This window comes from Streptomyces sp. WAC07094 (genome assembly GCF_036320405.1).
Classification (GTDB): Bacteria; Actinomycetota; Actinomycetes; order Streptomycetales; family Streptomycetaceae; genus Streptomyces; species Streptomyces lannensis.
In genome coordinates, this window is the sequence record NZ_JAVMJZ010000001.1 from 8,130,472 (window position 1) to 8,155,374 (window position 24,903).

Here is a 24,903-nt window from a genome sequence, read left to right on the forward strand (position 1 = left end):
GTCGCAAGGCCCCGGCGGTCCCCCGCCGGTGCGTCCTCACGCCCGTGACGCCTCCTGGCCGCTGTCGACATGGCACAGAAGCAGACACACGTCGTCGTCACGCTCCGAGTCCCGCAGCATGGGATCGAGCACCCGGTCGGCGGCGCCCTCCAGATCGCTGTCCAGATCCGATTCCGCGAGATCGGCCATCGCGACGGTGAGCCGCTCGATGCCCGGGTCGATGCCCTGCGTCCGCCGCTCGACCAGGCCGTCCGTGTAGAGGGCGAGGGTCGAGCCGGGAGGCAGCGCGGCGGTGTGGTCCTCGATGTCCTGCCGCAGCGGAATGCCCAGCATGGCGCCCGGCTTTGCGTCGAGCGTGTGCACCCTGCCGTCGGGCGTGCGCAGCACCGGCGGTGGATGCCCCGCGGCGGCCCAGGTCAGCACACGTTCGCCCGGTCGGAAGCGGGCGATGACCGCGGTGGCGTACAGATCCGGCTGCAGATGGTGCAGGAAGAGGTGCAGCCGGGTGAGGAGGCGGCCCGGGCTGCCTCCGTCGACGGCGTACGCGCGCAGGGCCGTGCGCAGCTGGCTCATCATCACCGCTGCACGCAGTCCGTGCCCGGTGACGTCGCCCACGACGGTGATCAGGCTTCCGTCGGGCTGGCGGAAGGCGTCGTACCAGTCACCGCCGATATTGAGACCGTGGGTCGCCGGGAGGTACCGGGCGGCGAGCCGGAGCCCGGGGCCGCTGGGCAGATCGGTGAGCAGGGCCCGTTGGAGCGTCTCGGCGATGTCGCGGTTGTGTTCGAAGCGCTGCGCGTTGTCGATCGCGATTCCCGCCCTGCGGGCGAGCTCGATCAGCATCACGGCGTCGTCCGGGTCCCACCGGTCGCCCGGAGGGGTGAGGATCAGCACGCCCAGAGTCGTCCGGCGCGCCGACAGGGGCACGCACAGGAGGGGCACGGTGGGGTGGAGGGCCGAGGGGGGCCGGTCGTTCACGCCTGGCAGCCCTCCGGGATGGGCGGCCGCGTACTGCGGTCTGCCGGTCCGCGCGGCCACCACGGCGGCTGCCGGACGGGGGGCGTGCCCCCGCTCCGCCTCCTCGTCCGCCAGCAGCCACACATCGACGCCGCGCGCATAGGCCGGCGTCAGCAGCTCCGGAAGCAGGCGCACGATCTCCCCGTGGTTGAGGGACGCCGTCAGCGCCGCACTGGCATCGGCGAGGAACGTGAGCCGGCGGCGTGCCTCCTCCGCCTCGGTGCGGGCGGCCCGCTCGGCGGCGAACAGCTCGCGCTGCGCCTCGCCGGCGGCGTCCAGCTCGGCGTGCAGGGCCAGGACACCCTGGTTGGTCTGATGCAGCTCCTCGCGGTGGAAGGCGACCACCGCCTCCTGCTCCGACAGGGCGTCCAGGACCCGGGCGGCGTCGTCGTCCGCGCTGAAGAGCGCCTCGGCCAGGGCCGCCGGGCTCGTGCGCGCCGGCTCGGCACCGGGACCGCCGGCTTTGCCGTCCGCCGGGACGGAGGCACGCCAGGTGGGTGCCCCGGTGTCGTCGGGGCCGGGACGGAGGCTGAGCCGCAGCTGCCGCCGCTCGTCGCCGCCGGAAAGCGGTGTGGCGCGTAGCATCAGCCGCCAGGTGCCGCCCTTGGTCAGGCACTGGCGCAGTTGCGCGGTGAGCGAGGTGACCAGACGGGAGCGGTCGACGACGGAGACGCCGTGCTCGGCCGTGAGCCTGGCGATGGCGACCCGGGCCCGGGCCGCGTCGACGACGGTGGTGATCTGCCAGGTGTGGGTCATGGTTCACGATCCGACGGTGTGGGCGACAGCACGGCCACCGTGGTGTCGTCGCGGACGGGCCGGGCGGAACTGCTGGCGTCGCGCACGATCAGGGCCGCCGTCACCGCCGGGTCCAGGGCCGAGGACGGCACGCCCGCCTTGAGGGACCAACGGCTGGGCAGACCGTCGCTGTGCAGTACGAGGAGGCAGTCGGTGGACCAGGGCAGCCGCTGGTGGGGGAGGTGCGCCGGGCGGTGGGCCCCGACTATGCCGGGATGGGACAGCAGGTGCTGCCAGTTGCCGTCGGAGCGGAACCGGGCCCCCACGTTGCCGACGCCGGAGAACGCCAGACGTCCCGCGGCGAGGTCGAGTTGGGCGACGGCCACGGCGGCGCCCCGGGTGTTGCGCAGCGCGCCGTGCAGCACCCCGAGCAGTTCCGGGGGCGTCAGATGGGCGGCCTGGCGCAGTTGCCGGACGGCGGCGTCGGAGGCGTCTGCCGCGGCGGGGCCGTGTCCCAGTCCGTCGGCGAGGAGCACCGTGATGCGCTCGCCCGAGCGCACGCAGGCCCAGCCGTCGCCCGAATCTCCGGCCACGAAGGGGATGTTGACTCCTCCGGCCCGTACCGGGACGGCGTCGCGCCGGTACGGCTGCTCCGTACGGGAGGAACGGGCCCTGGCCGAGGCCTGTATCCGCGCGAGGGCGACGGTGCCGTGACCTGGTGTGCTGTGGACGTCGAAGACGTCCGCCAGACGTCGGCACGTGCCGAGACCCGCGCCCAGGGATGCCGTGGTCGAGAAGCCGTCGCCTAGCGCGGCCGGGAGGTCCGGGATTCCCGGCCCGTGGTCGATGGCGACGATCTGGAGCGCCGGCTGCGGGGCGGACGCGTCCGATGCCGGCTCCGCGTCCACCGTCTCGATGAGGATCTGGCCGCCGCCCGCGTGCTTGAGCAGGTTGGTGGCGAGTTCGGTGGCGACGAGCTCCGCCGCGGCCGCGCGGTCCGCCGGGAACCCCGCCAGGCCACAGGCGTCGTTCGCCGCCACCCTGACGTCCCGGACCCGGGTCGGGTCGTGTACGGGTACGTCCCGGACGCGGGTCATCGTGCCTCCTCACGAGGGCGCGGCGGTACACCGACCCAGCAGACCACGGTGACCGAAGTGCCATGGCCCGGACTCGTGTCGATCGAGAACTCGTGGACCAGCCGCCGTGCTCCGCCCAGCCCCAGGCCCAGTCCGCCGCCCGAGGTGTAGCCGTCGGTGAGGGCCCGCTCGACATCGGGGATGCCCGGACCCTCGTCGGTGAAGGTCAGTCGCAGGCCGCGGGCGTGGCCGCGGTCGAGGAAGACGGACTCCACCTGCCCGCCCCCTCCGTGGACGAGCGTGTTGCGCGCGAGCTCGCTGGCCGCGGTGATCAGTTTGGTCTGCTCCACCAGACCGAACCCGACCTCGGCAGCCGCCTGCCGCACATGCTGCCGCACCCATGCCAGATCCGTGTCCGAGCGGATGGGCAGGCAGGCGGCGACGCGGCCCGATGTCTCCGTCACGCGTTCTCCTGGCGACCTTGACCGGGGGACAGGGGACTGGATGGCGGCGCCAGCATCCGCAGCGCCTCTTGGACGTCGAGCGCGGTCCGCAGACCGGGCAGGGTGAGTCCGAGTTCGACCAGGGTGATGGCGACCGCGGGGCGCATGCCGGCCACGACGGTCGCGGCGGCGAGCAGCTTGGCGTTCGCGGCGATCTCGGCGAAGACGCGGCCGAGGAAGGAGTCGACTATCTCGACGCCGGAGACGTCGATGACGACGGTGCCGGCCGAACTGCCCGCGACGGCCTCGCCGATGTCCTGCTGGAGCTGCTCCGCGGCCTTGTCGTGCAGTTCGCCCTGGAGGGTGACCAGCAGGACGTCACCGATCCTCAGGACGGGGACGTGGGTGCTGACGGGGCCCTCGAGACCCCAGCTCATCGTGGGCCCCCCGCGCCCGTCGCGCGGTCGACGATCACGGCGCCCTCCTGGTGCAGGGCGTAGGCGAGAGCATCGGCAAGGCTCGCACGGGTGATGACCGAGCCGAGGTCGATCCCCAGGTGGACGATGGTCTGCGCGATCGCCGGACGGATGCCGGAGACGATGCACTCCGCCCCCATCAGGCGTGCGGCCGCCACCGTCTTCATCAGATGCTGGGCCACCAGGGAGTCGACGGTCGGCACGCCGGTGATGTCCAGGATCGCGAACTTTGCCTGCTGGTCGACGATCGCCTCCAGCAGGCTCTCCATGACGACCTGGCTGCGGGCGCTGTCCAGGGTGCCGATCAGCGGGACCGCGACGATGCCGCTCCACAGCTTGATGACGGGCGTGGCGACTTCGAGCAGTTGGACTCGCTGCCGATCGATGATCTCCTCACCGGCGCTGAGGGCCGTCTCCATGACGAACAGCCGCAGTGTGCCCATCAGGACGGTGAGCGTGATCACATGCGGACCCGACGCCTCCCCGTCCGAGCCGGCCAGGTCGGTGATCAGCAGATCCGTGATCGAGGGGCGCAGCGCCGCGACCTCGTCGGCGATCTGGGAGGGGGCGGCGCCCCCTCGGGCCCGTGAGCCCGCCATGCGCGTGAGCTGTTCACGCACGCCGGTGAAGCCCGGAGCCCGCAGGTCCTCGATCCGGCCGGACAGGGCGACCGAGGCGAGCGCCTCCACCAGGGATCCGGCGGCTTCCGCCGCCTCGTCGCGGGAGACCGTGAACACCGTCCGGAACAGCGCCTCGTCCGCCCAGCGCTGAGCGATCTGTTCGCGACGGCGTTGCAGGAAGTCGCTGATGATCCGTGTCGACGTTCCCCGGTTCGCTGTCGACTGGTCCGTCACGTCCTTGGTCTCCTTCGTACGTCTGCGCCCCGGCTGCGAGGGAGCCTCTTCGGAGAGCGCGGTTCATTGTCGCGCGACAACTGTAATCATGCGGGATCGCACATGACACCCGTGGCTGTCCAGAAGATCGTCCAACGAAAGAGGGACCTCGCCGACTGCCGTGCGGACACATGGCTTCCGTTCGGCGCGGCGCGAGCGCCGGCGTCCTTGAAGACCCTATGGGGTCTGCCCGCCGAACCAGTCGAGACATACCACCAGTGCGTCGTCCTCCGGGTCCGGTCCACCGCGGTGGACCGAGAGCTCTCTGAGAATGGCGCGCGGTACGGCAGCGGCGGGCAGAAGCCTCGTCGACGCGATGGCCTTGGCCAGTGCCCGCTCGCCGTACTCCTCGCCTCCGGGAGCGATGGTCCGGTAGACGCCGTCACTGACGAAGACGAGCCGGTCGCCCGGTTCGACCTGGAACTCCTGGGCGACGTAGTCGGTCTCCTCGAACATGCCGAGCGGCAACTGGGCCTCGAAATCGACACGTTCGACGTTCCTGCCGCGCATGCGCAGCATCTGCGGGGAACCGGCGTCGACCACCTTCACCCGCCCTGTGGACAGTTCCACGTCCAGCAGGAGCACCGACAGGTAGCAGGCGCCCCGGTACTGGGCGTAGACGGCCTGGTCGGCGAGGGCCGCCTGGTCCTCGATGGGGATGCCGGCGCGCCGCGCGTTGCGCAGTGCGTTGATGCCCAGGTTGGTCAGCAGCGAGGCCTCGATACCCTCACCCATGCCGTTGGTGATGTACACCATCAGACCGTCGGACCCCGCGGACCAGTCGAAGTTGTCTCCGAAGATCGCGTACGCGGGCTCCAGTTGCGCGCCCAGCGCGTACTCGGGCCGCGAGCACGACCGGCCCGGGAGCAGTTGCCACTGCATCTCGGCCGCGAGCGTCAGGCGGTCGCGTCGGCTGGCCCGGAGATAGACGTCCGTGTCGCGCGCGGCGACGATCACCTCGTGCCCCAGGACCTCGGCGATGTCGATGAGCTCGGGCAGGGCCTCGGCGGCACCGTCCGACGGGAGTACGACCACCAGCACACCGAGCCGGTCTCCGCGCACGGTCACCGGCAGGTGGATCCTGACCCGGTCGCCGATCTCCTCCGTGACCGGGTCCTGGGCGCCGAAGGCCCGCCCCGCCGTGCTGCCGTGCACGGGGACGGGATCCGAGGTGCAGGGCTGCGCCGCGACGGCCTGGAGTACGGAGAGCCCGTAGTCGGCCATCAGAAGTTCGACCGACTCGGCCGCGTACGCGCTGCGCAGCACTTCCCGGAGCGCGTCCACCAGACGGTGTGGCGACGCGTTCCGAAGCGCTCTCTCAGCTGCGACGAATCTGTTCACGATGTCGGATACGCCATTCTTCCTCTAGTACGACCCCGGGTCCGCGTCCCGCAGGGGGGTGCGCGCCCGGGCGCCGGTGTCCCTATCTATCGTTGTGCCTGAGCTGTGGCCTCGGCAGGCCGACACCATCCGAGAAGTCTGGGAGAGTGAGTAGGTGACTTCCTCCAGCCCACGTCCGGAGCCCAGTGAGGTGGCCCGTGTGACCTCGGAGGCGGCGGAGCTGCTGGAAGTCCTGTGGGGACGCGCATCGACGGCCCCGGTCTCCGCCTCCCAGCTGCGGGTGCTCTTCATCCTCGAGCACAACGAGGGCATCAACCTGCGTACGCTCGCCGACGCCCTCGGCTCGACCCCTCCGTCGACGAGCAGGCTGTGCGACCGGCTGCAGGCCGTCGGGTACATCGAGCGCGTGGCCAGTTCGACCAGCCGGCGCGAGCTGCGCCTGTACCTCAGCCGTCGGGGCGGATCGTTTCTCGCCGAGCTGCGGTCGCGTCGTGAGCACGCGCTGGAGTCCGTGCTGGCCCAGATGCCGGCTGCCAAGCGCACGGCGCTCCTGCAGGGCCTCGAGGCATTCGTCACCACTGCGGCGGCCCAGCTGCACGAGGTCGACGGAGCCGACGCCCGCACGGCGTGATCCGGGGGAGGACAGCTCCTCCCCGCGGGGACGCCGAGAGCGCGCCGCGGTCTGTCGGCGCAGGCAGAAGGCTCCGCCCACCGCAACATCCCAGTTCCCTCCATACGTTCGACGACCCACACTTTGTTGCCTGGTGACTACAGTTGTCAAACGGCAAGTGTTGCCGCCGTGTAAGCCGCCCGCGTGCGCGAACGCCCACGCGGGCGGCGAGGGGGCTGTGCGGGCGGTGTCCTGCGTAGGAGCCCCCGGGCTACGGCCTGCTCAGCGTGTCGTTCGTCCCCGTGAGGGCCTCGTCGACGCTCGCGAAGGAGGGCACCGTGAGGCTGACGCCCGTGAGATCGAGGATGCGCCGCACCGCCGGGGCCGGCGCTATCAGTCCCACGGAGCCTTCGACCTGCCTGGTCTCCTTGTAGGCGCGGAGAATGATGTTGATGCCGGACGAGTCCATGAACGGCACCGCCGACAGATCGAGCAGCAGATGCCGTCGACCGTGGTGCACCTGGTTGGCGAGGTGATGGTGCAACTCCGTCGCCGTGTCCACATCCAGGAAACCCTTCACGACGACCAGCGCGACATCCTCGCGGGGCATCGTCACATCGATGGACAGGGGGGTCTGCTCAGCCGACACAATGTCCTCCCATGGTTACGACGAGCGTGCGGGGCTCCGCCTACCCCGGAGCGAGCACCGGATGCAGCGCCGGCCACGCTCCGGCAGTGATCAACATCTCGCCGCCGGGACGGTGCCCGGCGGCGATTCCGGCACCAGGTACCCCTCGGACCGCCCACCACACCTGCCTGTGGCGGACCTGCGGCAGATGTGGCGCACGGTGCCGCGCGTACTGATCCCGGCGGATGAAAATCGGGCACGCGGCGGACGCATACTTCGTCCGTGGCCGGGCACCAGATCGCAGACCGCTCGTGGGCGCCCACCCCCCTTGGTGCCCCCGAGCCGTCCGGCCCCGCCCTTGCCATCCCCCCCCGGCATGCGGCGGGGCCGGCTCTTTTCCGTCCGGCCGGACACGGGGACGTGCCCTCCGGCGGTCGCCGGAGGGCGGGCGCGTTCGCTCCGGCTACCGCCGGTCGTGGGCCTGCGAGGGATCCGGCGCAGACGGCGGAAGCGCGGTGGGCTCCCCGTCCGGCCCGGCCGACGCCGACTCGCCGTCCGAAGTGCCGGTGCCCGGCGCGCGGTCCTCGGCGCCGGGACGGAGCAGTCTGGCGCCCTCGCGCACTCGGTCCAGGGGTTTGGCCAGGGAACGCAAGGAGAAACCTTCCCGCTTGCGCGGCTCCTGCCGTGGCGCCGGAAGGGAGCCGAAGGACTCCTGGTAGGCCGCCAAAGCCTCATGGGCGAGGTCGGCCGCCTCCCGGTACAGATCCCGCGACTTCGTCATGGCGTCGAGGGCCTCGGCGTAGGCGGCGGCCTGTTGGCGCGCCATCGCCAGTTCCTCCTCCAGGGTCGTCAGGTGCCATTGCTCGCGCAGTCGGGTCAGCGCCTCCTGCGCCCCGTCGGGCAGCGGCGACGGCGACCGGGCGGCACGGCATACCGTCTCGATGAGTTCCATGGGCAGCGAGCCGTCGAGGAACACCGAACGGACGCTGAAGTTCCGGTCGTCCGCGCCGGCCGTGGCCGGACCCCGGGGGAGCACCACGGCGCCCCCGCGCGGCACCCGCACCCCCAGGTCGTAGAGCGCCCAGTTCACCACCTGGAACTGCTCGGGTGCGGCCCGGTGCTCAACGACGCGATGGCGCAAGGCCGTCGGCAGCAGGGACGCCAGCGGGCGCAGCCCCCGCTCGTCCGGGGTCATCGCCTCGTGGACCACCACATGGATGCTCCACGAGCGGCGTGCGCAGTCCTTGAGCAGACGCCGAAGCGCACGGTCGTCCGCCGGGAGGCGGTTGATCCCCCGGAAGCGAAGACCCGGGACGACGTCGTGGTCCCAGGGGGCGTCGGCGTCCTCCGGCCAGAAGACCGTGGCCGGCGAGGGCCAACCCGGGTCCCAGGGCCGGTCCGCCTCGGCCACGAGCACCCAGGTCCGCTCGTCGTCCCCGAGGTCGGGCGCCGGCTCGATGTTCAGCCGGGCCCGCACCACGATGTCGTCGTCGACCAGCCAGCGGGCCTCGAAGGAACGATGGGCCGCGTCGTCGTCCGAGCCGTCGAACTCGAGATGGTCCTGGACGCCCTCGCTGCTCCGGAGTTCCCGCAGCCGACGGCGGACGGTCTCCTCGGCGCCCGGGCCGGGATACCGCCCGCGTGCAAGCCACACGGTGTCGGGGGCCGTGTCGGGGACGGTGGGGGACTTTGCCATGGACCACTCTGCGGGGTGAGGACGGGGGACGCCTCCCAGTATGGTCCGCGCACAGCGCGGGCCCGGAGGCGAGATCGGTCATGATCGCTTGTTCCACCGTAGTGCCCGGCCATGCATTGATGTACGCCACATCGACGAGACACGCCTTCCGTCGCCAGGAATCGACTCCAACGGACAGTGTCCGGTCAGGTGGACTCCGTGACTGCCGAAGTGGCCCTCCTTGGTTGCTCAGGGACCCCGTTACGCGTGATTCCATTGTTCGATCAACCGATTCTATTGCGGGGTCTTGTCTCAGTACGGAATTCCGCCGTACGGTCCACGCCATCACGTGTCGCCGGAAGTCTGGGGTACACCATGGACCGCGCCCGACTGCGCCGGCTCCTCGCCCGCGAGAGTGCCGAAGCCCAGGAACTGAACCCGCGTTCGAAGGCCGCCTACGAACGCGCCGACCATCTCTTCGGCCGGGTGCCGATGACGTGGATGAACAAGACCGCGGGAGCGTTTCCGCGCTATCTGGCCGCAGCCCGCGGTGCTCGCGTCACGGACATCGACGGTCACGACTACATCGACTTCTGCCTCGGTGACACCGGCGCGATGGCCGGTCACTCGCCCGACGCGGTCGCCGCGGCGGTGCAGCGGCGCTTCACCGAGCTGGGTGGTGCCACCGCGATGCTGCCCACGGAGGACGCCGAGTGGGTCGGCGCGGAACTGACCCGGCGTTTCGGATTGACGCGCTGGAGTTTCTCCCTGACGGCGACCGACGCCAACCGGTGGGCGATACGGCTCGCCCGGGCGGTCACCGGCCGCCCGAAGATCCTCGTGAACAGCTACAGCTACCACGGCAGCGTCGACGAGTCGCTGATCGTGGTCGGCCCCGACGGGCGTGGGGCCGCTCGGCCCGGCAATGTGGGCGCGCCCTGTGACGTCACCCTGACCAGCCGGGTGGCCGAGTTCAACGATCTCGCCGGGCTGGAACGGGAGCTCGCCCACGGTGATGTGGCGGCCGTCCTCATGGAACCCGCACTCACCAACATCGGGATCGTCCTGCCGGAGCCTGGATACCTCGAAGGCGTCCGCGAGTTGACCCGGCGGTACGGCACCCTGCTGATCAACGACGAGACCCACACGTTCTCCGCCGGTCCCGGAGGCTGCACCGCGGCGTGGGGTCTGGAGCCGGACATGCTCACCATCGGCAAGGCGATCGGCGGCGGCGTTCCGGCGGGTGCGTACGGGCTGTCCGCGGAGCTGGCGGAGCAGCTGCTCGGCCGTGCGGACCTGGACCTCGTCGACATGGGAGGTGTCGGGGGCACCCTGGCCGGCAACGCGCTGTCGGTCGCCGCGACCCGGGCGACCCTCGAACACGTCCTCACCGACCAGGCGTTCGCCGCTATGGACGAGCTCTCGAGGCGATTCGAGGCCGGTGTGCGGGCCGGGATCGAACGATGGAACCTGCCCTGGTCGGTCTCGCGGCTCGGCGCCCGCAGCGAATACCGCTTCGCGTACCCGGCCCCGCGCACCGGTACGGAGTCCGCGGCCGCCTCCGAAACCGACCTGGAGGACTACCTCCATCTGTATCTGGCCAACCGGGGACTGCTGCTCACGCCGTTCCACAACATGGCGTTGATGTGCCCGGCGACCACCGACAAGGATGTCGACACCCACACCGAGGTGTTCGGCGCAGCCCTGTCCGAGCTGTTCGGCTGACGCGGCTCGCCCGGCGGGGCAGCCACCACAGGAAAGGAAGAGCGTGGACGAGATCGACCGGGCCATTCTTCGTGAGCTGCAGACCGACGGCCGCATCGCCTACTCCGACCTCGGTCCCCGGGTCGGCCTCTCCGCCTCCGCGGCCCGTCAGCGTCTGCAGCGGCTCCTCGACTCCAAGGCCGTCCAGGTGGTCGGGGTCACCGATCCCATGCGGATGGGCGGCCAGGCGATGGCCCTGCTCGGAGTCGGGGTCGACGCGGACCCCCGTGCAGTCGCTGAGGAGTTGGCCGCCCACCAGGAGGTCGTCTACTCGGTGCTTACGTCGGGAGGGTTCGACCTGTTCGTGGAGGTCGTCTGCGCGGGGCCCCGTGAACTGCTCGATTTCGTCAACGACGTGGTGCGGGAGACCGAAGGCGTCGTACGGATCCAGTCCTTCCCGTACTTCGGCATTCATACCCACCGGTTCCTGTGGAATGTGGGTTAGGGGGAGTTGTGCGACGTTCCGAGCTGCGAGCGGCGATAGCATGTCAAAGTGCCCCTCCGGGAACGTAGTTGTGCATGAACAGTCCGTGACGGGGCACTCGGCTCGACAATCGAGAGAGAGGGCCTGGTCGTGCTCGTTCCGGATTCGAAGGTCGTCAGAGAGCTGCTGACCCGGTACGCCTCCCTGCAGATCGCTCTCGCCGAACGGGAGACGCCCGAAAGGGTGCGGGAGCTCGAGGATGTCAGCTACACGCTGTGCATCATGATGGGGACCCGGAGTGTGTTCGACGCGATCTCGGCGGCGGACGCGCTGCTCGTCGCGGAGGCCGGGGTCGTCGGAGCCCAGGAGTCGGACGGTGAGAGCGGGCTGCCGGTGCCGGCGTGACCGGGTGACGACCGCCACCGAACCGGGATCACCGCGCCACGGCGGGGGTCGCGGGGCGGTGAGTCCGGAGCGGAGGCGTCAGGGCAGCAGCTTGTCGAGCGCGGCGTGCCCTTCGGAGGCGAGTTTGCGCTCGGCCCACGCCAGAGCGCTGGGGGTGATGTCCCTGCCCGAGGCGAGGACCAGGTCGTCCGGTGAAGTCTCCGTGGGGGCAACGTGCAGCAGATAGTCCGGAGTGGCGTGATCATCGGACGGACGACGAGACGCATCAGGCTGTGACGTCGACATCTTGTCTCCTATGCGAGTCGATCCGCAGTGGTGGCACCCGCCGACCGTCGCGGGCGGACACCACCTTTCCCTCACTTTTCATCGAGATGACGCCGCGCGCATCCCGAGAGGCCAGGCCTCGCCGGACATGAAGCCGACCGTGATCGAGCCTTCACACAACGTGAGTTGACGTTCGGTGTGCGAGAGGGTGCATGGCGACGGATACCTGCCCGGCCGAGACGTCGTGCACCTCCCGGGCGGGGTGGCGAGCCATGTACAAGGTGCGGAGCGACGGACCGTACACCGCACTTCATGCGGCGTACGGTGGACGCATGGACATGGACGCACTGGACCGCGCCCTGCTGCGCGAGCTGCAGGACGACGCACGGCAGACGAACCGGGACCTCGCCGCCAAGACCGGTGTGTCACCGTCCACCTCGCTCGAGCGGGTGCGGCTGCTGCGTGAGCGGGGGGTCATCACGGGCTACCACGCTGCCGTGGAGCTGGAGGCGCTGGGCCGTCCGGTACAGGCCCTGATCGCGGTCCGGATCCGGCCGCCGGCCCGCCCGGTCATCGAGGGCTTCCGCGAGTGGGCCGCCCGACTGCCGGAGACCATCGGGCTGTTCGTCACGTCCGGTTCCCACGATTTCCTCATCCACATCGCCGTCCCGGACGTCAACGGCGTCTACGCCTTTGTCATCGACCGGCTGACCGAGCGCCGCGAGGTCGCCGACGTGCAGACCACGCTGGCGTACGAACATGTCCGCTCGCGCCGCATCGAACCCGCCGCGGAACGGCCGCGCGACCGGCGCAAGGGCCGCTGACGCACAAAGGGGCGAGGCCGCACATGTGGTGCCGTGGGCCCGGGATCGCCGCACGACGTACGGAGCCGCGCCTCCCGCGTACCCCTCTTCCGAGCGAAGTTCGGCCACGATGTCCCGCGCCCGCATAGACGCCTACGCTCTCCGTTCCAGACCGCAGAAATGCACAGGAGAGCAGACAATGACCGACGAATTGGAATCCACCGCCCCCATCGGCTTCGCGTCCGAGGAGATCGACCCGACCGTTTCGACCCGCGCGGCGCGCCTGAAGTGGGTCGTGGTCGTCGACCGCGACCTTCCGCCGGGACGCGCCGTGAACGCCGCCGTCTGCGCTGCGGCTGCCACGCAGTCGTCGGTGGCGGGACTGCTCGGTGAGGACGCGGCCGACGCCGAGGGCACCGTCCACCCGGGGCTGCCCTGGAGCGGCTGCTCGATCCTGGCCGCCGACGCGGCAGCCCTCCGCGCCATCCGTGCCAAGGCGGCGTCCTACGCGGACACGTTCGTCGCCGACATGCCGGCCCTTGCCCAGGAGACGCTGGTCTACGCGGACTACCGCGCCGCCCTGGGCAAGACCGCGGCCGAGGACGTCGCCTACTGCGCGGTGAGCATCGTGGGTCCACGCAACCGGGTCGGCAAGCTTGTCGGGAAGCTCCCCCTTCTGCCATGAGCGTCGGGTGCACGGTGTCCGCTCCGTGAGCGCCCGAACCGGCCGCCCCTGCCTCAGGACACGGCGTCGACCACCGCCGCCAGCGCCGAGGCGAGTCGGGTGAGCCCGGGCCCGGCGGCCCCGCCGGGCTCCGTCATGTAGGTGTCGCGCCGGATCTCCACCATCAGTGCGGCGACCCGTGAGTCCGCACCGTAGTGCTCGAGTGGAACGTAGGTCCCGGAGAAGGGGCTGTCGACCTCCGTCCCGCCCGACTCCGCGAACGCCTCACGCGCCCGGTCGAGCAGTTCCTGCGGAGTGTGGAAGGCGTCGGTGCCCAGACACACCGGCGGGCGAGGGCCCTCGCCGTGCATCTCGTAGGGCAGCCGCTCGGTGGGGTAGGAGTGGACGTCGAGCACGACGGCCCGCCCGGTGGCCGCCAGCCGGCCGGCGACGGCCTCGGTCATCGACCGTGCGTAAGGACGGAAGTAACGGTCGATCAGAGGTTGCGGGTCGAGGTCGGCGGGGCGCAGCGCCCGGCGGTGCGTCGTGCGGGTGTACACCGCCCCCATCCCCACGGCGAGCATCTCCTCCCGCTCGTCCGGGAACCGCTCGGGGTCGACCACCAGCCGCGACAGCCGGTTGACGAATCGCCAGGGAGCGACCGCCGCGGTCTGTGCGGCGAGACCGGCCAGGACGTCGGTGTGAGCGTCGGTGATGTGGTCCAGCTCGCGGGCGAGTTCCGTGTCGTCGAGGAGGATGCCGGCCCGCACGTCCGCCGGTATCTCGCGGGCGGAGTGCGGCACATGAAGAATCACGGGGGACTCCTCGGCACCGGGCAGCAGGGCGAACGGCGCGGCGGCTCGGGACACGCAGGCTCCTTACGGTCGACGACCCGGTGACGGTACCTCCGGCCCGTCCGCGGTCCGCAACGCGGCCTTCCGCGCCCGTGCTCCGCGGTCACCCGGTCAGGGCCGCACGTGCCGCGGCCAGCGCCTGCTCGGCGTAGCCGCGGCCGAACAGCACCGTGTGCACCAGGAGCGGGAAGAGCTGGTGCAGCCCGACGCGATCCCGCCAGCCCTCGGCGAGCGGCGCCGTCTCCCGGTAGCCGTCCAGCACGCGGTCCAGATGCGGGCAGCCGAAAAGCTGGAGCATGGCCAGATCGGTCTCCCGGTGCCCGCCGTGCGCGGCCGGGTCGATGACCCAGGCATGTCCGTCGACGCCCCACAGGACGTTGCCGTTCCACAGGTCGCCGTGCAGCCGCGCGGGCGGCTCCGCGGGGCCGGCCAGTTGCGGCAGCCGCTCGCAGACCTGCTCCACCACGGCGGCCTCGGCGCGGCGCAGCGTGCCCCCGTCCACCGCACTGCGCAGACAGGGGAGCACCCGGTGCTCGGCGTACCAGAGCGGCCAGTCACCGCCCGCGACGTTGCGCATCGGGGCCAGACCGATGTACGCGTGCTCGGGGCCGTCCGGGGGCGGGGCGCCGAAGGCCGGTGCACCGGCCGCGTGCAGGGCGGCCAGGTCACGGCCGAAGCGGGCCGCCGCCCCGGCGCTCGGGCGGCCGGCCGGGACACGGTCGGTGACCAGCCATCCCGTGTCGTGGCCGTGCACGACCGGGACCCGCACCGTGCCGGCGTCCGCCAGCCAGCGCAGACCCGCCGACTCGGCCCGCATCGCGCCGGGATCCGAGCCGCGCTTCACCATCACCACATGACCGTGGTCGAGGGTCACCTCGGTGAGCGCCCCGGACAGCGGGCGCTCATCCGTCACCGGGCGTCCGGTGAGCCGGGCCGCCGCGGCCCCCGGGCCTTCGGACATGGTCGGCACCTCGTCGCCTCGCTCGGGACCTCCGGGAGGAGGCCGGACCACACCGTACGACGGGGGCGGTCCCGGCCGCTCGGTCGAGGCACACGGAGGCCCCACCGGGTTCAGCGGGCGAGGACGGTGCGGAACCACTCGATCGTGCGGCGCAATCCGTCCTCGGTGTCCACCTCGGGCTCCCAGCCGAGTTTGCCGCGGGCCTGCGTGATGTCAGGGCACAGCGCGGCCGGGTCGCCCGTCGGCCGCGCGGCGAAGCGGATCTCCGAGGTGGAGCCGGTGAGTTCGCTGACGAGACGGGCCAGGCGAAGCACGGTGACCTCGGCGGGATTGCCGATGTCGACCGGGCCCCGCATGCCGTGTGCGGCCGCCGCGAGGATGCCGCGCACGGTGTCGTCGACGTAGCACAGCGACCGGGTCTGCCGGCCGTCACCGGTCACCGTGAGCGGCTGGCCGCTCAGCGCCTGCCGGATGAAGGTGGGCACGGCCCGTCCGTCCTGGCCGCGCATCCGCGGACCGTAGGTGTCGAAGAGCCGCACTATGCCGGTGTCGGTGCCCTTCGCATCCGCGTGCGCGGTGGTGAGGGCCTCTCCGAAACGCTTGGCCTCGTCGTACACGCCTCGCGGACCGACGGGGTTCACATGGCCCCAGTACCGCTCGTCCCGGGGGTTCTCCTGCGGGTGCCCGTAGACCTCGCAGGTCGAGGCGAGGATGAAGCGGGCGCCCGAGCGATGGGCGAGGTCCAGGGCGTTACGGGTACCGACGCTGCCGGTGTCCATCGTGTGCAGGGGGAGCCGCAAATAGTCGGCGGGGGAGGCCGGTGAGGCGAGATGCAGCAGCAGATCGGGAGGCCGGCCGACGGTGAACCCCTTTGCGACGTCGGCCTGTATCAGCGTGAATCCGGGCCGGTCCAGCAAGTCGGACACGCTCTCGCGCCGGCCGGTGCTGAAGTCGTCCACGCAGGTGACCGCGGTGCCCGCATCCAGCAGGGTGGCGCACAGGTGCGAGCCGATGAATCCGGCGCCGCCGGTGACGACGGCGTGTTCCCACTGCCGTGACAAGGCGTTGGCCATTCACATCCTCTTCCTGTGTCGGCGACTGCGTATCGAGCGCGCTCGGCACCGGACGGCTGACGACGCGAGGGCGCCGAGTACCCCGATCAGCGTCCGTCCGCCGGACGCGGGAAGCTCGGTGGTCTACGGCAGACGGGTGATTCACGCAGAGCGAGTACCCAGGTCGGGACCGTGCCGCCGGACGGCCGGTGCCTTGTCGGGCCACGAGGGCCGACGCCGGCCTCCGGACACGGTCAGTCGACGGGAGGTCCCGTGTCCGTGACCACGGGGGCGAACCGGGGTTCGGGCGGTTTTCGCTGGCTTGCCTCGCGCCGGGGACACTATGGAATGAGGCACAGCGCCCACCACGCGGCAGGAGCAGAGGCGTGGTATCGGCTGTGAGAGGAAGATCGGGCATGGGCAGGGCGGAGTTCTTGGGGGCAGACCAGGGCCCGGCTGCGGCCGGCCCGGCGGTGCCGCCCAGTGGCCTGCTCGATCTGCTGAACGTCGCGGCGGTGGTGCTGGACGCGGAGGGCCGGGTGGTCTTCTGGAGCCCGCAGGCCGAGGAACTGTTCGGGTACACGCCGGCCGAGGCACTCGGTGAGTTCGCAGCCCGGTTGATGGTGCACGAGGAGCACTGGGACGAGGTCATCCGGCTCTTCGGCGCGGTCATGGAGTCCGGCATCGGCTGGGCCGGAGCCTTCCCGATCCGGCACAAGGACGGCAGCACCCGCCTGGTGGAGTTCCGCAACATGCGGTTGCTGAACGACGTCGGCGAGTCCTATGCCCTCGGCCTCGCCACCGACCACGCCACCGTCATCCAGGTCGAGCGGGACGTCGCCCTGTCCGCGCGTCTGGTGTCGCAGTCCCCGATCGGGCTCGCCATCCTGGACCCCGACCTGCGCTACCTCAGCGTGAACCCGGCACTCGAACGCATCCACGGTCTGACGGCCGCCGAGCACCTCGGGCGCCGGGTCAGGGACGTCCTCACCTTCCTCGACGGCGTCGCCATCGAGCGCGTCATGCGGCAGGTCATGGAGACCGGCGAGCCGGTCGTGGACCGCTATGTCGTCGGCCGGACCCACGCCGACCCGGATCACGATCACGCCTGGTCCGTCTCGTATCACCGGCTGGAGGACTCCGGCGGGCGCATGCTCGGCATGGCCGACTCCGTCATCGACATCACCGAGCGACATCGGGCCGCCGCCGAGGTCGCGGCGGCCCGCCAGCGCCTGGCACTGATCGCCAAGGCGTCCGCCTCGGTCGGCACCACCCTGGGCCTGGAACAGACGGCGCGCGAGCTCGCCGACGTCGTCGTACCGGACCTGGCCGACGTGGCCGCGGTGGTCGTGCTCGACCGGGTCCTGGACGGCCGGAGCGCGCCGGGCGCGGCCTCGGGCCGGTTCCGCTCACTGGCGGTCAGCGCGGCCCACCCGGCGGGGACCGAGCATGCGGCCGGCCCGCTCGAGGAAGCCGCCGCGCACGACGCCGACCGACTGATCACCAGGAGCATCCAGACCCGCAAACCGGTCGTGGTCGCCCACACCAACCACCGGGATCCGCCGGGCGCCGTGCATCCCGAGGAGGCCACCCCCTTCCTCGCGGCCGCCGGGGTGCACTCCTATCTCGCCGTACCGCTGGTGGCCCGCGGCGAGGTCCTCGGCGCCCTCGACCTCAAACGCACCGACGTCGGCGGGCCCTTCACCGAGGACGATGTGTTCCTCGCCGGAGAACTGGCCGCCCGCGCCGCGGTGTCCATCGACAACGCCCGCTGGTACCAGGCCCAGCGTCAGACGGCCCTCACCCTGCAGCGCAGCCTGCTCCCCGATCCTCCCTCGTACCTGCCCGGCCTGGTGGTCGCCTGCCGCTACCAGCCCGCCGGAGCCGTCGGTGAGATCGGCGGCGACTGGTTCGACGCGATACCCCTCCAGGGGGAGAAGTCGGCCCTGGTGGTCGGCGACGTCATGGGCAGCGGGATCAAGGCCGCGGCCACCATGGGCCAGCTGCGCAGTGCCAGCCGGGCCTTCGCCGAGCTCGACCTCGCCCCCGCCGAGGTGCTCCGGCACCTCGACCATCTGACCGAGGGCGTCGAGCAGACCATCGCCACATGCATCTACTGCGTCTACGACCCCCACAGGGGCGAGTGCCAGATCTGTCTCGCCGGCCATCTGCCGCCGGCCCTCATGCGGCCCGGCCGGGCGGCGGAGCTGCTGGACCTGCCCACCGGCGCCCCGCTGGGGGTCGGCGGGGTCCCCTTCGAGACCGTCACGGTCCCCTTCCGCCCCGGCGACCAGCTCGCCCTCTACACGGACGGTCTGGTCGAGACCCGGCGCGACCCCATCGACGCCCGCCTGGACACCCTTCTCGACGCCCTCACGGCGACCCACGGCCGCAGTCCGGAGGAGGCGTGCGACTACGTCCTGGACGCCCTCCGCCCGCCGGGCGGCGAGGACGACGTCGCCCTGCTGATCACCCGAGGCAGATCCTGACGAACACGCCGGGCCGGTCGCGCCGGGTGCTCGGTCCGCCTCGGGGCACGGCAGGTGCGGGATGCCATAGGGGAAGCTCCTCGCGGGGCTCCCGCTTGCCGGGCCGTGCGTCGGCGGTCGCCGGGTCGCCGCAGGGTCGGGACCGCAGCGGCGTCATCGACCGCCGCTGTCCGCGGCCGCGTGCACGGTGGGCACCACCCGGCTCAGCAGGAGCACCCCCCACAGGATGCAGCCGACGCCGATCGCCTCCGGGAGCACCCACCAGCCCGTCCGGATCCGCTCCCCGAAGAGGGTGATACCGAGCAGCAGGCTCACCGTGGCGTCACCGATGGTGAGCGCCGGCTGCGAAGCGGCGAGCCAGCCCGCCTGAAGGGCGTTCTCCAGCAGCAGGACGGCGCAGACGCCGGTCAGTGCGAACCCGTACGTCTGCCAGGACGTCAGGAAGGCGGCGAGGCCCCGGTCGGAGAACGTGCCGGTGGCGGACTTCAGCAACGCCGCGGTGAGCGCGTTGCCGATGGCCGAGGCCGTGGCCAGTACGGCGGCCCGGAACAGCGGCGGGCGTCCCGGGCGGGCGAGGGCGACCGCCGCGGCCATGAGCCCCACGCAGAGCGCCACCGCCGGGATCCAGCGGACCATGGGTGCCTGGTCCTCCACACCGGAAGGGGCGGCGGCACCCAGGACGAGCGCGAGGCCGGTCACCACGCCGGTGATGGCCCACCAGACCGGGGGCGGCAGTCGGCGACGCATGAGCGAGGCGCCGATCAGCAGGGCGAAGGGCAGCTCGAGGACGAAGAGCGGCTGGACCAGGGCCATCGGGCCGTTCACCAGGGCGAGCGCCTGGAACAGTGCCGCACCCGCGACCCCGGCGACTCCGATCATCCAGGCCGGACGGTGGGCGAGGGCGATCAGGAGCCGCAGACCGCCGCCGCGGGCGACCGTCGACGCCGCCTTGCGCTGGAACGCGGTCCCCACCGCGTTGCTGGCGGCCCCCAGCACGGCGAACAACGCGGCGAGCACGATCATCTGTCCAGCATGCCCTGTGCCGGGCACCGGTGCGCCGCAGGCCGGCCGCGCGGCGCCGGGTCGCGGGTACTCGCGGGCCGCGGGACGGCACGCATCCGGAGCCGCGGCAGCACGCGCCGCGCTCCCTGCCGGGGTGGGCGTCGAGTCCGGCAACGAGGCCCTGGCCCGGGCGCTCCGACGCATCGGTACGACCCCGAATTCACCGTGAGCAAAAGGGAATTCCCGCAGCGGCCGACTCCCGCGGCGGCGAGGTCCACCGTGGCGACGACGATCGACCCAGGATCGCCGGGGCCGTTCCCATGGGCTCGGAACCCGCCGCCCGTGGGCTGCCTGGTGTGGGTGCGACTGCTGTGCCACACCGTGCGCACGCGAGTACATCGCCGGCCGCGACGGAGCCATGTGAGGGGACCCCTCGGCACCGTCCCGTCGACCGGGCGGGGGAGATCTTCGAAGCCCAACTCGTGGGCGTGGCGATCGTGTTCGGGGTGCGGCCCGGCTTCCTCAGGCGACCGTCCGTATCGGCGTGCAGGAGCGGGACGGTGGCCCGGCGCCTGCTCCGCCGTCAGTCCGCAGGGGACGGTGCGAGGCCCGTCGCGCCGTGCGGTCCGCTCGGCCGCGCCGCGGCCGCCAGGCTCGGCTGGAGGCGGCGGGCGGCATCAAGATGGTCGGCGGTCCAGATGATGCGGACCGCGGTGGCGGTGGCCTGCCCACGGTCGTCGGTGAGGTCCTGACGCAGCGAGTCGACCAGGCGCGCCTCGGCCGACGGACTGTGCGGCAGCGGATCGGGCACGGGGGTGTGTCGCGTGAGGCCCGTGGCGAGGGCCCGGTACCAGCCGGACACGCGGCCCGCGATGGCCGTCAGGACCAGGCGGGCGTCGGCCCGGTCCGTCTCGCTGTCCGGTTCGCCGTCGCGCCGCCACAGGCCCAGTACGGCGTCCGCGGCCAGCCGCAGGCCGACGATGCCGGTGACCAGGGTGGTCATCTCGGCCAGGGGCACCGGTTTGGCGCCGCGTTCGGCGAGGTAGCTGCGGAAGGCGTCGTCGAGTCTGCGGGCGGCGGCGGCCGCCTGACGGCCCTCGTCCAGGGGCGCGCCGGCCGGAACCGGACCGGGACCGCAGCGGCCGACGGCGTACTTGACCGCTCCGGCGAGATAGCGGGCGCTGTCCGTGTACGCCCTGGCGAGGGCACGGTCGACCGCGGCTGCGGCACCGCGCGGCCAGAAGAGCAGGCCCACCACCACGCTCACGGCGCATCCGATGGCGATGTCCTGAAGCCTCAGCAGGGCGATGTGCCAGTTGGGGTCGTGGCCGACGTTGAACAGGATGACGAGGGTGATCGTGAAGGCCGCCTGACCGGCGGCGAACGAGATGGCGGAGGGCGCGATGCCCGCGACCAGGACGGCCAGGGGCAGCAGGAACCACAGAGACGTGCCGTGATGGCCGAAGACGTGGAGCAGCCCGGCTCCGATCACCGAACCCGCGATCGTTCCGCCCAGGGCGCGCAACGCCTTCTGCCCCGTGTTGAGGGCGTTGGAGCGCAGTACCGACAGGGTCCCGAGAAGCACCCAGAACGAGTGCTCGACACCCGCCAGGTCCGCGAGGGCGACCGCCGCGCCCAGGCCGAGCGCACCCCGGAGACTGTTGTGCAGCCAGACCGAGTGCCGTTGCAGATGCGCCGCGGCCCGTTCGCTCGCCGCTGCCAGCGGTGCGCTCAGGCTGCCGGGTTCGTGTCCGAGCAGGCGCTCCGGCCAGCTGCGCCGTTCGGCGGCCGCGGACAGCGCGACGTTCTCGGCGATCTGGAGCGTCGCGAACCCCAGTTCCTGGGCGCGGAACGACAGATCCAGGGTGCCGAGGAAGGCGCTGACCGCCGACTCCGTACCGGGCGGCGGTTGGTGTGTGGGCAGCCGGGTGGTCGCGCTGCGCTCCATGTCGTTCATGGCCGAGCGCAGATCCTCCAGGGCGGCGCGCAGGGCGTCCGGCGGGTCGCCCGGCGCGTCGAGCAGGTCGGCCGCCCGGTCCAGGGTCTCGGCGGCGGCCCGGCGTACCGAGTGGGCCGCTCGGTCGCAGGGCGGCGGGTCCTCGCGCGGGGTCACGCTGTCGGCCACGATGCTGCACAGCCAGGTGAGTTCGTCGACCAGGCGGACCAGGGCGCGCGAACCGACGGACAGCCCGGTGGGCCGGTAGAGGGTGCCGTCGAAGGCGCGCCGCAGGTCGTCGGCCGCGGCGGCGGCCTCGTCGGCGGCGGCATGGCAGTCACCGCCGCTCGGCGCATGCGGGCCACGGGCCAGCCGGGCCGCGTCGGCGTGCAGTTGGGCCGCCACCGCGCGGCACACACGCGAGGCGGGTGCGCTGAGCGGATCGGCCGCCGGACGCGGCCACAGCAGGGAGATCGCGAACAGCGCGGCGACGGCCGCGCATCCCGCTCCGGCGAGTCGCTCGGGCAGCTGAGACAGCGACGTGGGCGTGGTGACCGGGAGGACGAAGGCCAGCAGCAGCGCCGTCGACGCACCCGCGAGGACGGAGCTGACCACACCCGAGAAGAGGATCAAGAACGCCACTACGACCGTGGCGGTCACCGCGAGCCACGTCTCGCGGGCCACGAGGGTGCCGACGCAGATCAGCACCCCCCAGACCACCGCGAGGCCCAGATGGGCCCGCAGTCGCTGCACCATCGGTCCCGTGAACTCCACCAGGAGCAGCATCGCGAACGAGGCGAACGCCGCGAAGGTCGCCATCGTCGGTGAGCCGAACCCCTGACCGCACAACGCGAACAGGGCGGGCATCACCAGCGCGGTCCGCGCGGCCCTCCGGGTCGCCGCCAGCTCCGGATCGTGCGCACGCAGCCATGCCGGGGCCCGTCCGATCATCCGGAGGCGGCCAGGTCTGCGCACGCGCCCACGCCGCTCTCAGAAGTTCCTGGGCCACACCTCGGGCCCACCGCCATGCCACTCGATCACGGGGGACTCGGCGACATCGACCTCGTCCCAGCCCTCGAGCCCGGCACGCTGAAGGAGCACCGCCAGCTCGTGCAGGCTGTACGCCATCCCGAGGATCTCGCCGTCGGCCCGGATACGCCGGCCGCCTGTCTCGGAGGGCGGGGAAACGATCACGCGACGCTCGGCCATACCCCCAGATTCACTCGTCGGAGGCGGGCCCGCATCCGCGGCCACCCGGGTGTGCGACCGAGCCACTCAGCGATGCCGGGGGCCCGCACACACAGTGATATCGAAATGTCGCCTGGTAATTGTGAAGGAGCGGTTGACGCGGCGCGCCTGGAATGCAAAAGTCCGGCAGCTCCACCACGCGTGACCAAGAGGTCACTCAGGCATATGCCCAAGGCTCCGATGGGCTTCGTGCCGCGTGAGTTCCACCTGCCCGAAACCTGAGGAAGAACATGCGCTACACCGCCGCCGCATTGGCCGTCGCCGCGCTCGTGTTGACGGGTTGCTCCCAAGCGAGCTCCGGCAGTGACGGGTCCGCCGATCCGTCCTCCACCGCCGACCGAGCCGCCAGCGCGGAGCAGATAGCCGCCTGCACGAACGCCCTCGTCGCCAAGAAGAACGACACCGCGGACAGCGGCACGCCGGAGTGCAAGGCGCTGTCCCCCGAGGACTACCTGAAGGCGCTCCAGGCGGCGAAGGACAAGGCACAGGACGCGTCTCAGGACGGTGGTGCCGACGCGTCGGAGTCCGCCCAGGGGTAGCCGCCCCCCGGACACCCGCCCCCGCCGCCGAACTCACTTCGAAGCGGGGGGAGCCGGCCGGGGAAACGGCGCTGCGGGTTCGCGGCGCCGTTCAGCCGGCCGGGGCGAGCCAGCTGTGGCCGACCGGGAGGAGGGCGTCGGTCTCCCGGGGGCCCCAAGTGTTACGGGGGTAGGGGTGCACCGGCACGACGTCACCGAGGACGGGGTCGACGAGGCGCCATGCGGCCTCCACGGTGTCCTGCCGGGCGAACAGCCAGCGGTCGCCGGACAGTGCGGCGCCGATGAGCCGGTCGTACGGCCGCATGTCCGAGCAGGGGAGCCGGCTGAACGCCAGCTCCTCCTGCTGGGCCTCCCAGCCCTCGCCCGGCTTCTTACCGGCGAGGGAGAGGGACACCTGGGTCTCGGGCCAGACGCGGAAGCGGAGCATGTTGGTGGCGGGCGCGGGACGCAGCCCGAAGACGTCGTGCGGAGGGCGGCGGAAACGGATGCAGACGTCGGTCGCGGTCACGGGCAGGCACTTCCCCGCGCGGATGAGGATCGGGACGTCCGCCCAGCGCCAGGAGTCGGCGGCGAGCCGGACCGCGGCGAAGGTCTCGACGCTCGAGCCCGGGTTCACGCCGTCCACGTCCAGATACCCCTCGTACTGCCCGCGGATGACGGTCTCCGGGGTGAGCGGCCGCAGTGAGGAGACGACCTGGGCCTTGGCGTCCTGCCAGGACTGCAGTCCCGGCCCGGAGGGCGGGTCGGCCATGACGGTGGCCAGCACCTGCACCATGTGGTTCTGCATCACGTCCCGGATGGCGCCGGTGCGGTCGTAGAAGCGGCCCCGGTCGGAGACGTCGAAGGCCTCGGCCATGGTGATCTGGATGCTCTCCACGTGCGTACGGTTGAGCAGGGGTTCCCACACCGAGTTGGCGAAGCGAGCGAAGAGGACGTTCTCCACCGGGTCGAGGCCGAGCCAGTGGTCGACACGGTAGATCGCGTCCTCGGGGAAGTACTCCTGCAGGGTCGCGTTGAGTGTGCGCGCGCTGCCCAGGTCGTGGCCGAAGGGTTTCTCGACCATGATGCGGGCGCCCTTCGCCCGTCCCGCCGTCGCGATGCCCCGGGCGATCCGGCCGAAGAGGGCGGGCGGTACCTCCAGATAGAAAAGGGCGCGCTCGCCACTGCCCATGGCCTCGGACACCGCCGCGTACGTGGCGTCGTCGTCGAGGTCGCCGTCGACGTAGCGCAGCAGCCCGAGCAGCTTGACGGCCGCCGGCGACCCGGGATCGATGTGGTTGAGGGCGAGTGAGGCCTCCGCGTAGGAGCGGAACTGGTCGACGCTCCAGCCGGCCTTCGCCACGCCCACCACGGGGACGTCGAGGACGCCGCGTTCGACGAGGCCCACGAGCGCCGGGAACGTCTCGAGTTTGGCCAGGTCACCCGTGGCGCCGAAGATCACCAGCCCGTCCGTCTGCCGTGCTGTCATCGCTGACCCTCCTGAGACGAAGCCTTGCGGACGTACCTTCGTGGCACCTGCGGTCGAAGCCGGACGGGGACGCCGCGGAGCCCGTCCCGGTGGACCACCCGGAACCGGGCCGCGGCGGGGTGCCGGATGCTCGGGA

The 24,903-nt window shown here is 71.8% G+C and carries 24 protein-coding genes; 8 read left to right on the plus strand and 16 right to left on the minus strand.

Annotated features, from left to right (window positions below; genetic code table 11):
• Positions 1–36: 36 nt before the first annotated feature.
• The 6 genes from RCR19_RS36500 to RCR19_RS36525 form a co-directional block, all read right to left on the minus strand.
• Entirely contained in the window at positions 37–1,773 is a 1,737-nt protein-coding gene (locus RCR19_RS36500) for a SpoIIE family protein phosphatase (RefSeq protein WP_331269022.1), read from the minus strand.
• Complete coding sequence (locus RCR19_RS36505; RefSeq protein ID WP_331269023.1) at positions 1,770–2,849, minus strand: ATP-binding SpoIIE family protein phosphatase; 1,080 nt, start codon at positions 2,847–2,849, stop codon at positions 1,770–1,772. Before RCR19_RS36505 ends, RCR19_RS36500 begins: the two co-directional genes overlap by 4 nt.
• Positions 2,846–3,292 (minus strand): anti-sigma regulatory factor, encoded by a 447-nt coding sequence (locus RCR19_RS36510; RefSeq protein WP_331269024.1) that lies wholly within the window; start codon positions 3,290–3,292, stop codon positions 2,846–2,848. The genes RCR19_RS36505 and RCR19_RS36510 overlap by 4 nt, the downstream gene beginning before the upstream one ends.
• Positions 3,289–3,708, minus strand: a complete 420-nt coding sequence (locus tag RCR19_RS36515) for an STAS domain-containing protein (RefSeq protein ID WP_331269025.1) — start codon at positions 3,706–3,708, stop codon at positions 3,289–3,291. Before RCR19_RS36515 ends, RCR19_RS36510 begins: the two co-directional genes overlap by 4 nt.
• Positions 3,705–4,601 (minus strand): STAS domain-containing protein, encoded by an 897-nt coding sequence (locus RCR19_RS36520; RefSeq protein ID WP_331269026.1) that lies wholly within the window; start codon positions 4,599–4,601, stop codon positions 3,705–3,707. The genes RCR19_RS36515 and RCR19_RS36520 overlap by 4 nt, the downstream gene beginning before the upstream one ends.
• A gap of 216 nt (positions 4,602–4,817) precedes the next feature.
• Complete coding sequence (locus RCR19_RS36525) at positions 4,818–5,981, minus strand: PP2C family protein-serine/threonine phosphatase (protein WP_331269027.1); 1,164 nt, start codon at positions 5,979–5,981, stop codon at positions 4,818–4,820.
• Positions 5,982–6,135: 154 nt separating this feature from the next.
• Here RCR19_RS36525 and RCR19_RS36530 point away from each other — a divergent pair, with 154 nt between their 5' ends.
• Positions 6,136–6,612, plus strand: coding sequence for a MarR family transcriptional regulator (locus RCR19_RS36530; RefSeq protein WP_331269028.1), 477 nt, complete (start codon positions 6,136–6,138; stop codon positions 6,610–6,612).
• 250 nt (positions 6,613–6,862) lie between these two features.
• On the opposite strand, the gene RCR19_RS36535 is transcribed toward RCR19_RS36530, so the two are convergent.
• Both RCR19_RS36535 and RCR19_RS36540 read right to left on the minus strand, forming a co-directional pair.
• Positions 6,863–7,201 (minus strand): STAS domain-containing protein, encoded by a 339-nt coding sequence (locus RCR19_RS36535; protein ID WP_331269654.1) that lies wholly within the window; start codon positions 7,199–7,201, stop codon positions 6,863–6,865.
• 481 nt (positions 7,202–7,682) lie between these two features.
• A complete protein-coding gene (locus tag RCR19_RS36540; RefSeq protein WP_331269029.1) occupies positions 7,683–8,915 on the minus strand; it encodes a hypothetical protein in 1,233 nt (410 codons plus the stop codon).
• Positions 8,916–9,269: 354 nt separating this feature from the next.
• On the opposite strand from RCR19_RS36540, the gene RCR19_RS36545 reads away from it, so the two are divergent.
• From RCR19_RS36545 to RCR19_RS36555, 3 genes are all read left to right on the plus strand, one after another.
• The gene (locus tag RCR19_RS36545; RefSeq protein ID WP_331269030.1) at positions 9,270–10,619 is read left to right on the plus strand and encodes a transaminase; all 1,350 of its coding nucleotides are present in this window, start codon (positions 9,270–9,272) and stop codon (positions 10,617–10,619) included.
• A gap of 43 nt (positions 10,620–10,662) precedes the next feature.
• Positions 10,663–11,103, plus strand: a complete 441-nt coding sequence (locus RCR19_RS36550; RefSeq protein WP_331269031.1) for an Lrp/AsnC family transcriptional regulator — start codon at positions 10,663–10,665, stop codon at positions 11,101–11,103.
• Between the two features lie 129 nt (positions 11,104–11,232).
• Positions 11,233–11,487, plus strand: coding sequence for a DUF5133 domain-containing protein (locus RCR19_RS36555; protein WP_331269032.1), 255 nt, complete (start codon positions 11,233–11,235; stop codon positions 11,485–11,487).
• Between the two features lie 78 nt (positions 11,488–11,565).
• Here RCR19_RS36555 and RCR19_RS36560 read toward each other — a convergent pair whose 3' ends face one another.
• Complete coding sequence (locus tag RCR19_RS36560; protein ID WP_059126222.1) at positions 11,566–11,772, minus strand: hypothetical protein; 207 nt, start codon at positions 11,770–11,772, stop codon at positions 11,566–11,568.
• A 317-nt stretch (positions 11,773–12,089) separates the two neighbouring features.
• Between RCR19_RS36560 and RCR19_RS36565 the strand changes: the two genes are divergently transcribed.
• Together RCR19_RS36565 and RCR19_RS36570 are read left to right on the plus strand one after the other, a co-directional pair.
• A complete protein-coding gene (locus RCR19_RS36565) occupies positions 12,090–12,575 on the plus strand; it encodes an Lrp/AsnC family transcriptional regulator (RefSeq protein ID WP_059126328.1) in 486 nt (161 codons plus the stop codon).
• Between the two features lie 178 nt (positions 12,576–12,753).
• Positions 12,754–13,239 (plus strand): DUF2000 domain-containing protein, encoded by a 486-nt coding sequence (locus RCR19_RS36570; protein ID WP_331269033.1) that lies wholly within the window; start codon positions 12,754–12,756, stop codon positions 13,237–13,239.
• Positions 13,240–13,292: 53 nt separating this feature from the next.
• Here RCR19_RS36570 and RCR19_RS36575 read toward each other — a convergent pair whose 3' ends face one another.
• From RCR19_RS36575 to RCR19_RS36585, 3 genes are all read right to left on the minus strand, one after another.
• Positions 13,293–14,087, minus strand: a complete 795-nt coding sequence (locus RCR19_RS36575) for an N-formylglutamate amidohydrolase (RefSeq protein ID WP_331269034.1) — start codon at positions 14,085–14,087, stop codon at positions 13,293–13,295.
• An 88-nt stretch (positions 14,088–14,175) separates the two neighbouring features.
• Entirely contained in the window at positions 14,176–15,033 is an 858-nt protein-coding gene (locus tag RCR19_RS36580; protein WP_331269035.1) for a fructosamine kinase family protein, read from the minus strand.
• 110 nt (positions 15,034–15,143) lie between these two features.
• Positions 15,144–16,106, minus strand: a complete 963-nt coding sequence (locus tag RCR19_RS36585) for an NAD-dependent epimerase/dehydratase family protein (RefSeq protein ID WP_331269036.1) — start codon at positions 16,104–16,106, stop codon at positions 15,144–15,146.
• A 395-nt stretch (positions 16,107–16,501) separates the two neighbouring features.
• Between RCR19_RS36585 and RCR19_RS36590 the strand changes: the two genes are divergently transcribed.
• A complete protein-coding gene (locus RCR19_RS36590; RefSeq protein ID WP_331269037.1) occupies positions 16,502–18,574 on the plus strand; it encodes a SpoIIE family protein phosphatase in 2,073 nt (690 codons plus the stop codon).
• Positions 18,575–18,727: 153 nt separating this feature from the next.
• Here the strand turns inward: RCR19_RS36590 and RCR19_RS36595 are convergent, their stop codons facing one another.
• The 3 genes from RCR19_RS36595 to RCR19_RS36605 all read right to left on the minus strand — a co-directional run bounded on the left by RCR19_RS36595 (position 18,728) and on the right by RCR19_RS36605 (position 22,721).
• Positions 18,728–19,597 (minus strand): DMT family transporter, encoded by an 870-nt coding sequence (locus tag RCR19_RS36595; protein WP_331269038.1) that lies wholly within the window; start codon positions 19,595–19,597, stop codon positions 18,728–18,730.
• Positions 19,598–20,159: 562 nt separating this feature from the next.
• Positions 20,160–22,463, minus strand: a complete 2,304-nt coding sequence (locus RCR19_RS36600) for an FUSC family protein (protein ID WP_331269039.1) — start codon at positions 22,461–22,463, stop codon at positions 20,160–20,162.
• 39 nt (positions 22,464–22,502) lie between these two features.
• A complete protein-coding gene (locus RCR19_RS36605; protein WP_331269040.1) occupies positions 22,503–22,721 on the minus strand; it encodes a hypothetical protein in 219 nt (72 codons plus the stop codon).
• A gap of 269 nt (positions 22,722–22,990) precedes the next feature.
• Between RCR19_RS36605 and RCR19_RS36610 the strand changes: the two genes are divergently transcribed.
• Positions 22,991–23,299 (plus strand): hypothetical protein, encoded by a 309-nt coding sequence (locus RCR19_RS36610; RefSeq protein ID WP_331269041.1) that lies wholly within the window; start codon positions 22,991–22,993, stop codon positions 23,297–23,299.
• A 91-nt stretch (positions 23,300–23,390) separates the two neighbouring features.
• On the opposite strand, the gene zwf is transcribed toward RCR19_RS36610, so the two are convergent.
• Positions 23,391–24,767: a glucose-6-phosphate dehydrogenase gene (gene zwf / locus RCR19_RS36615; RefSeq protein WP_331269042.1), complete on the minus strand. Its 1,377-nt coding sequence runs from the start codon at positions 24,765–24,767 to the stop codon at positions 23,391–23,393.
• Positions 24,768–24,903 lie beyond the last annotated feature (136 nt).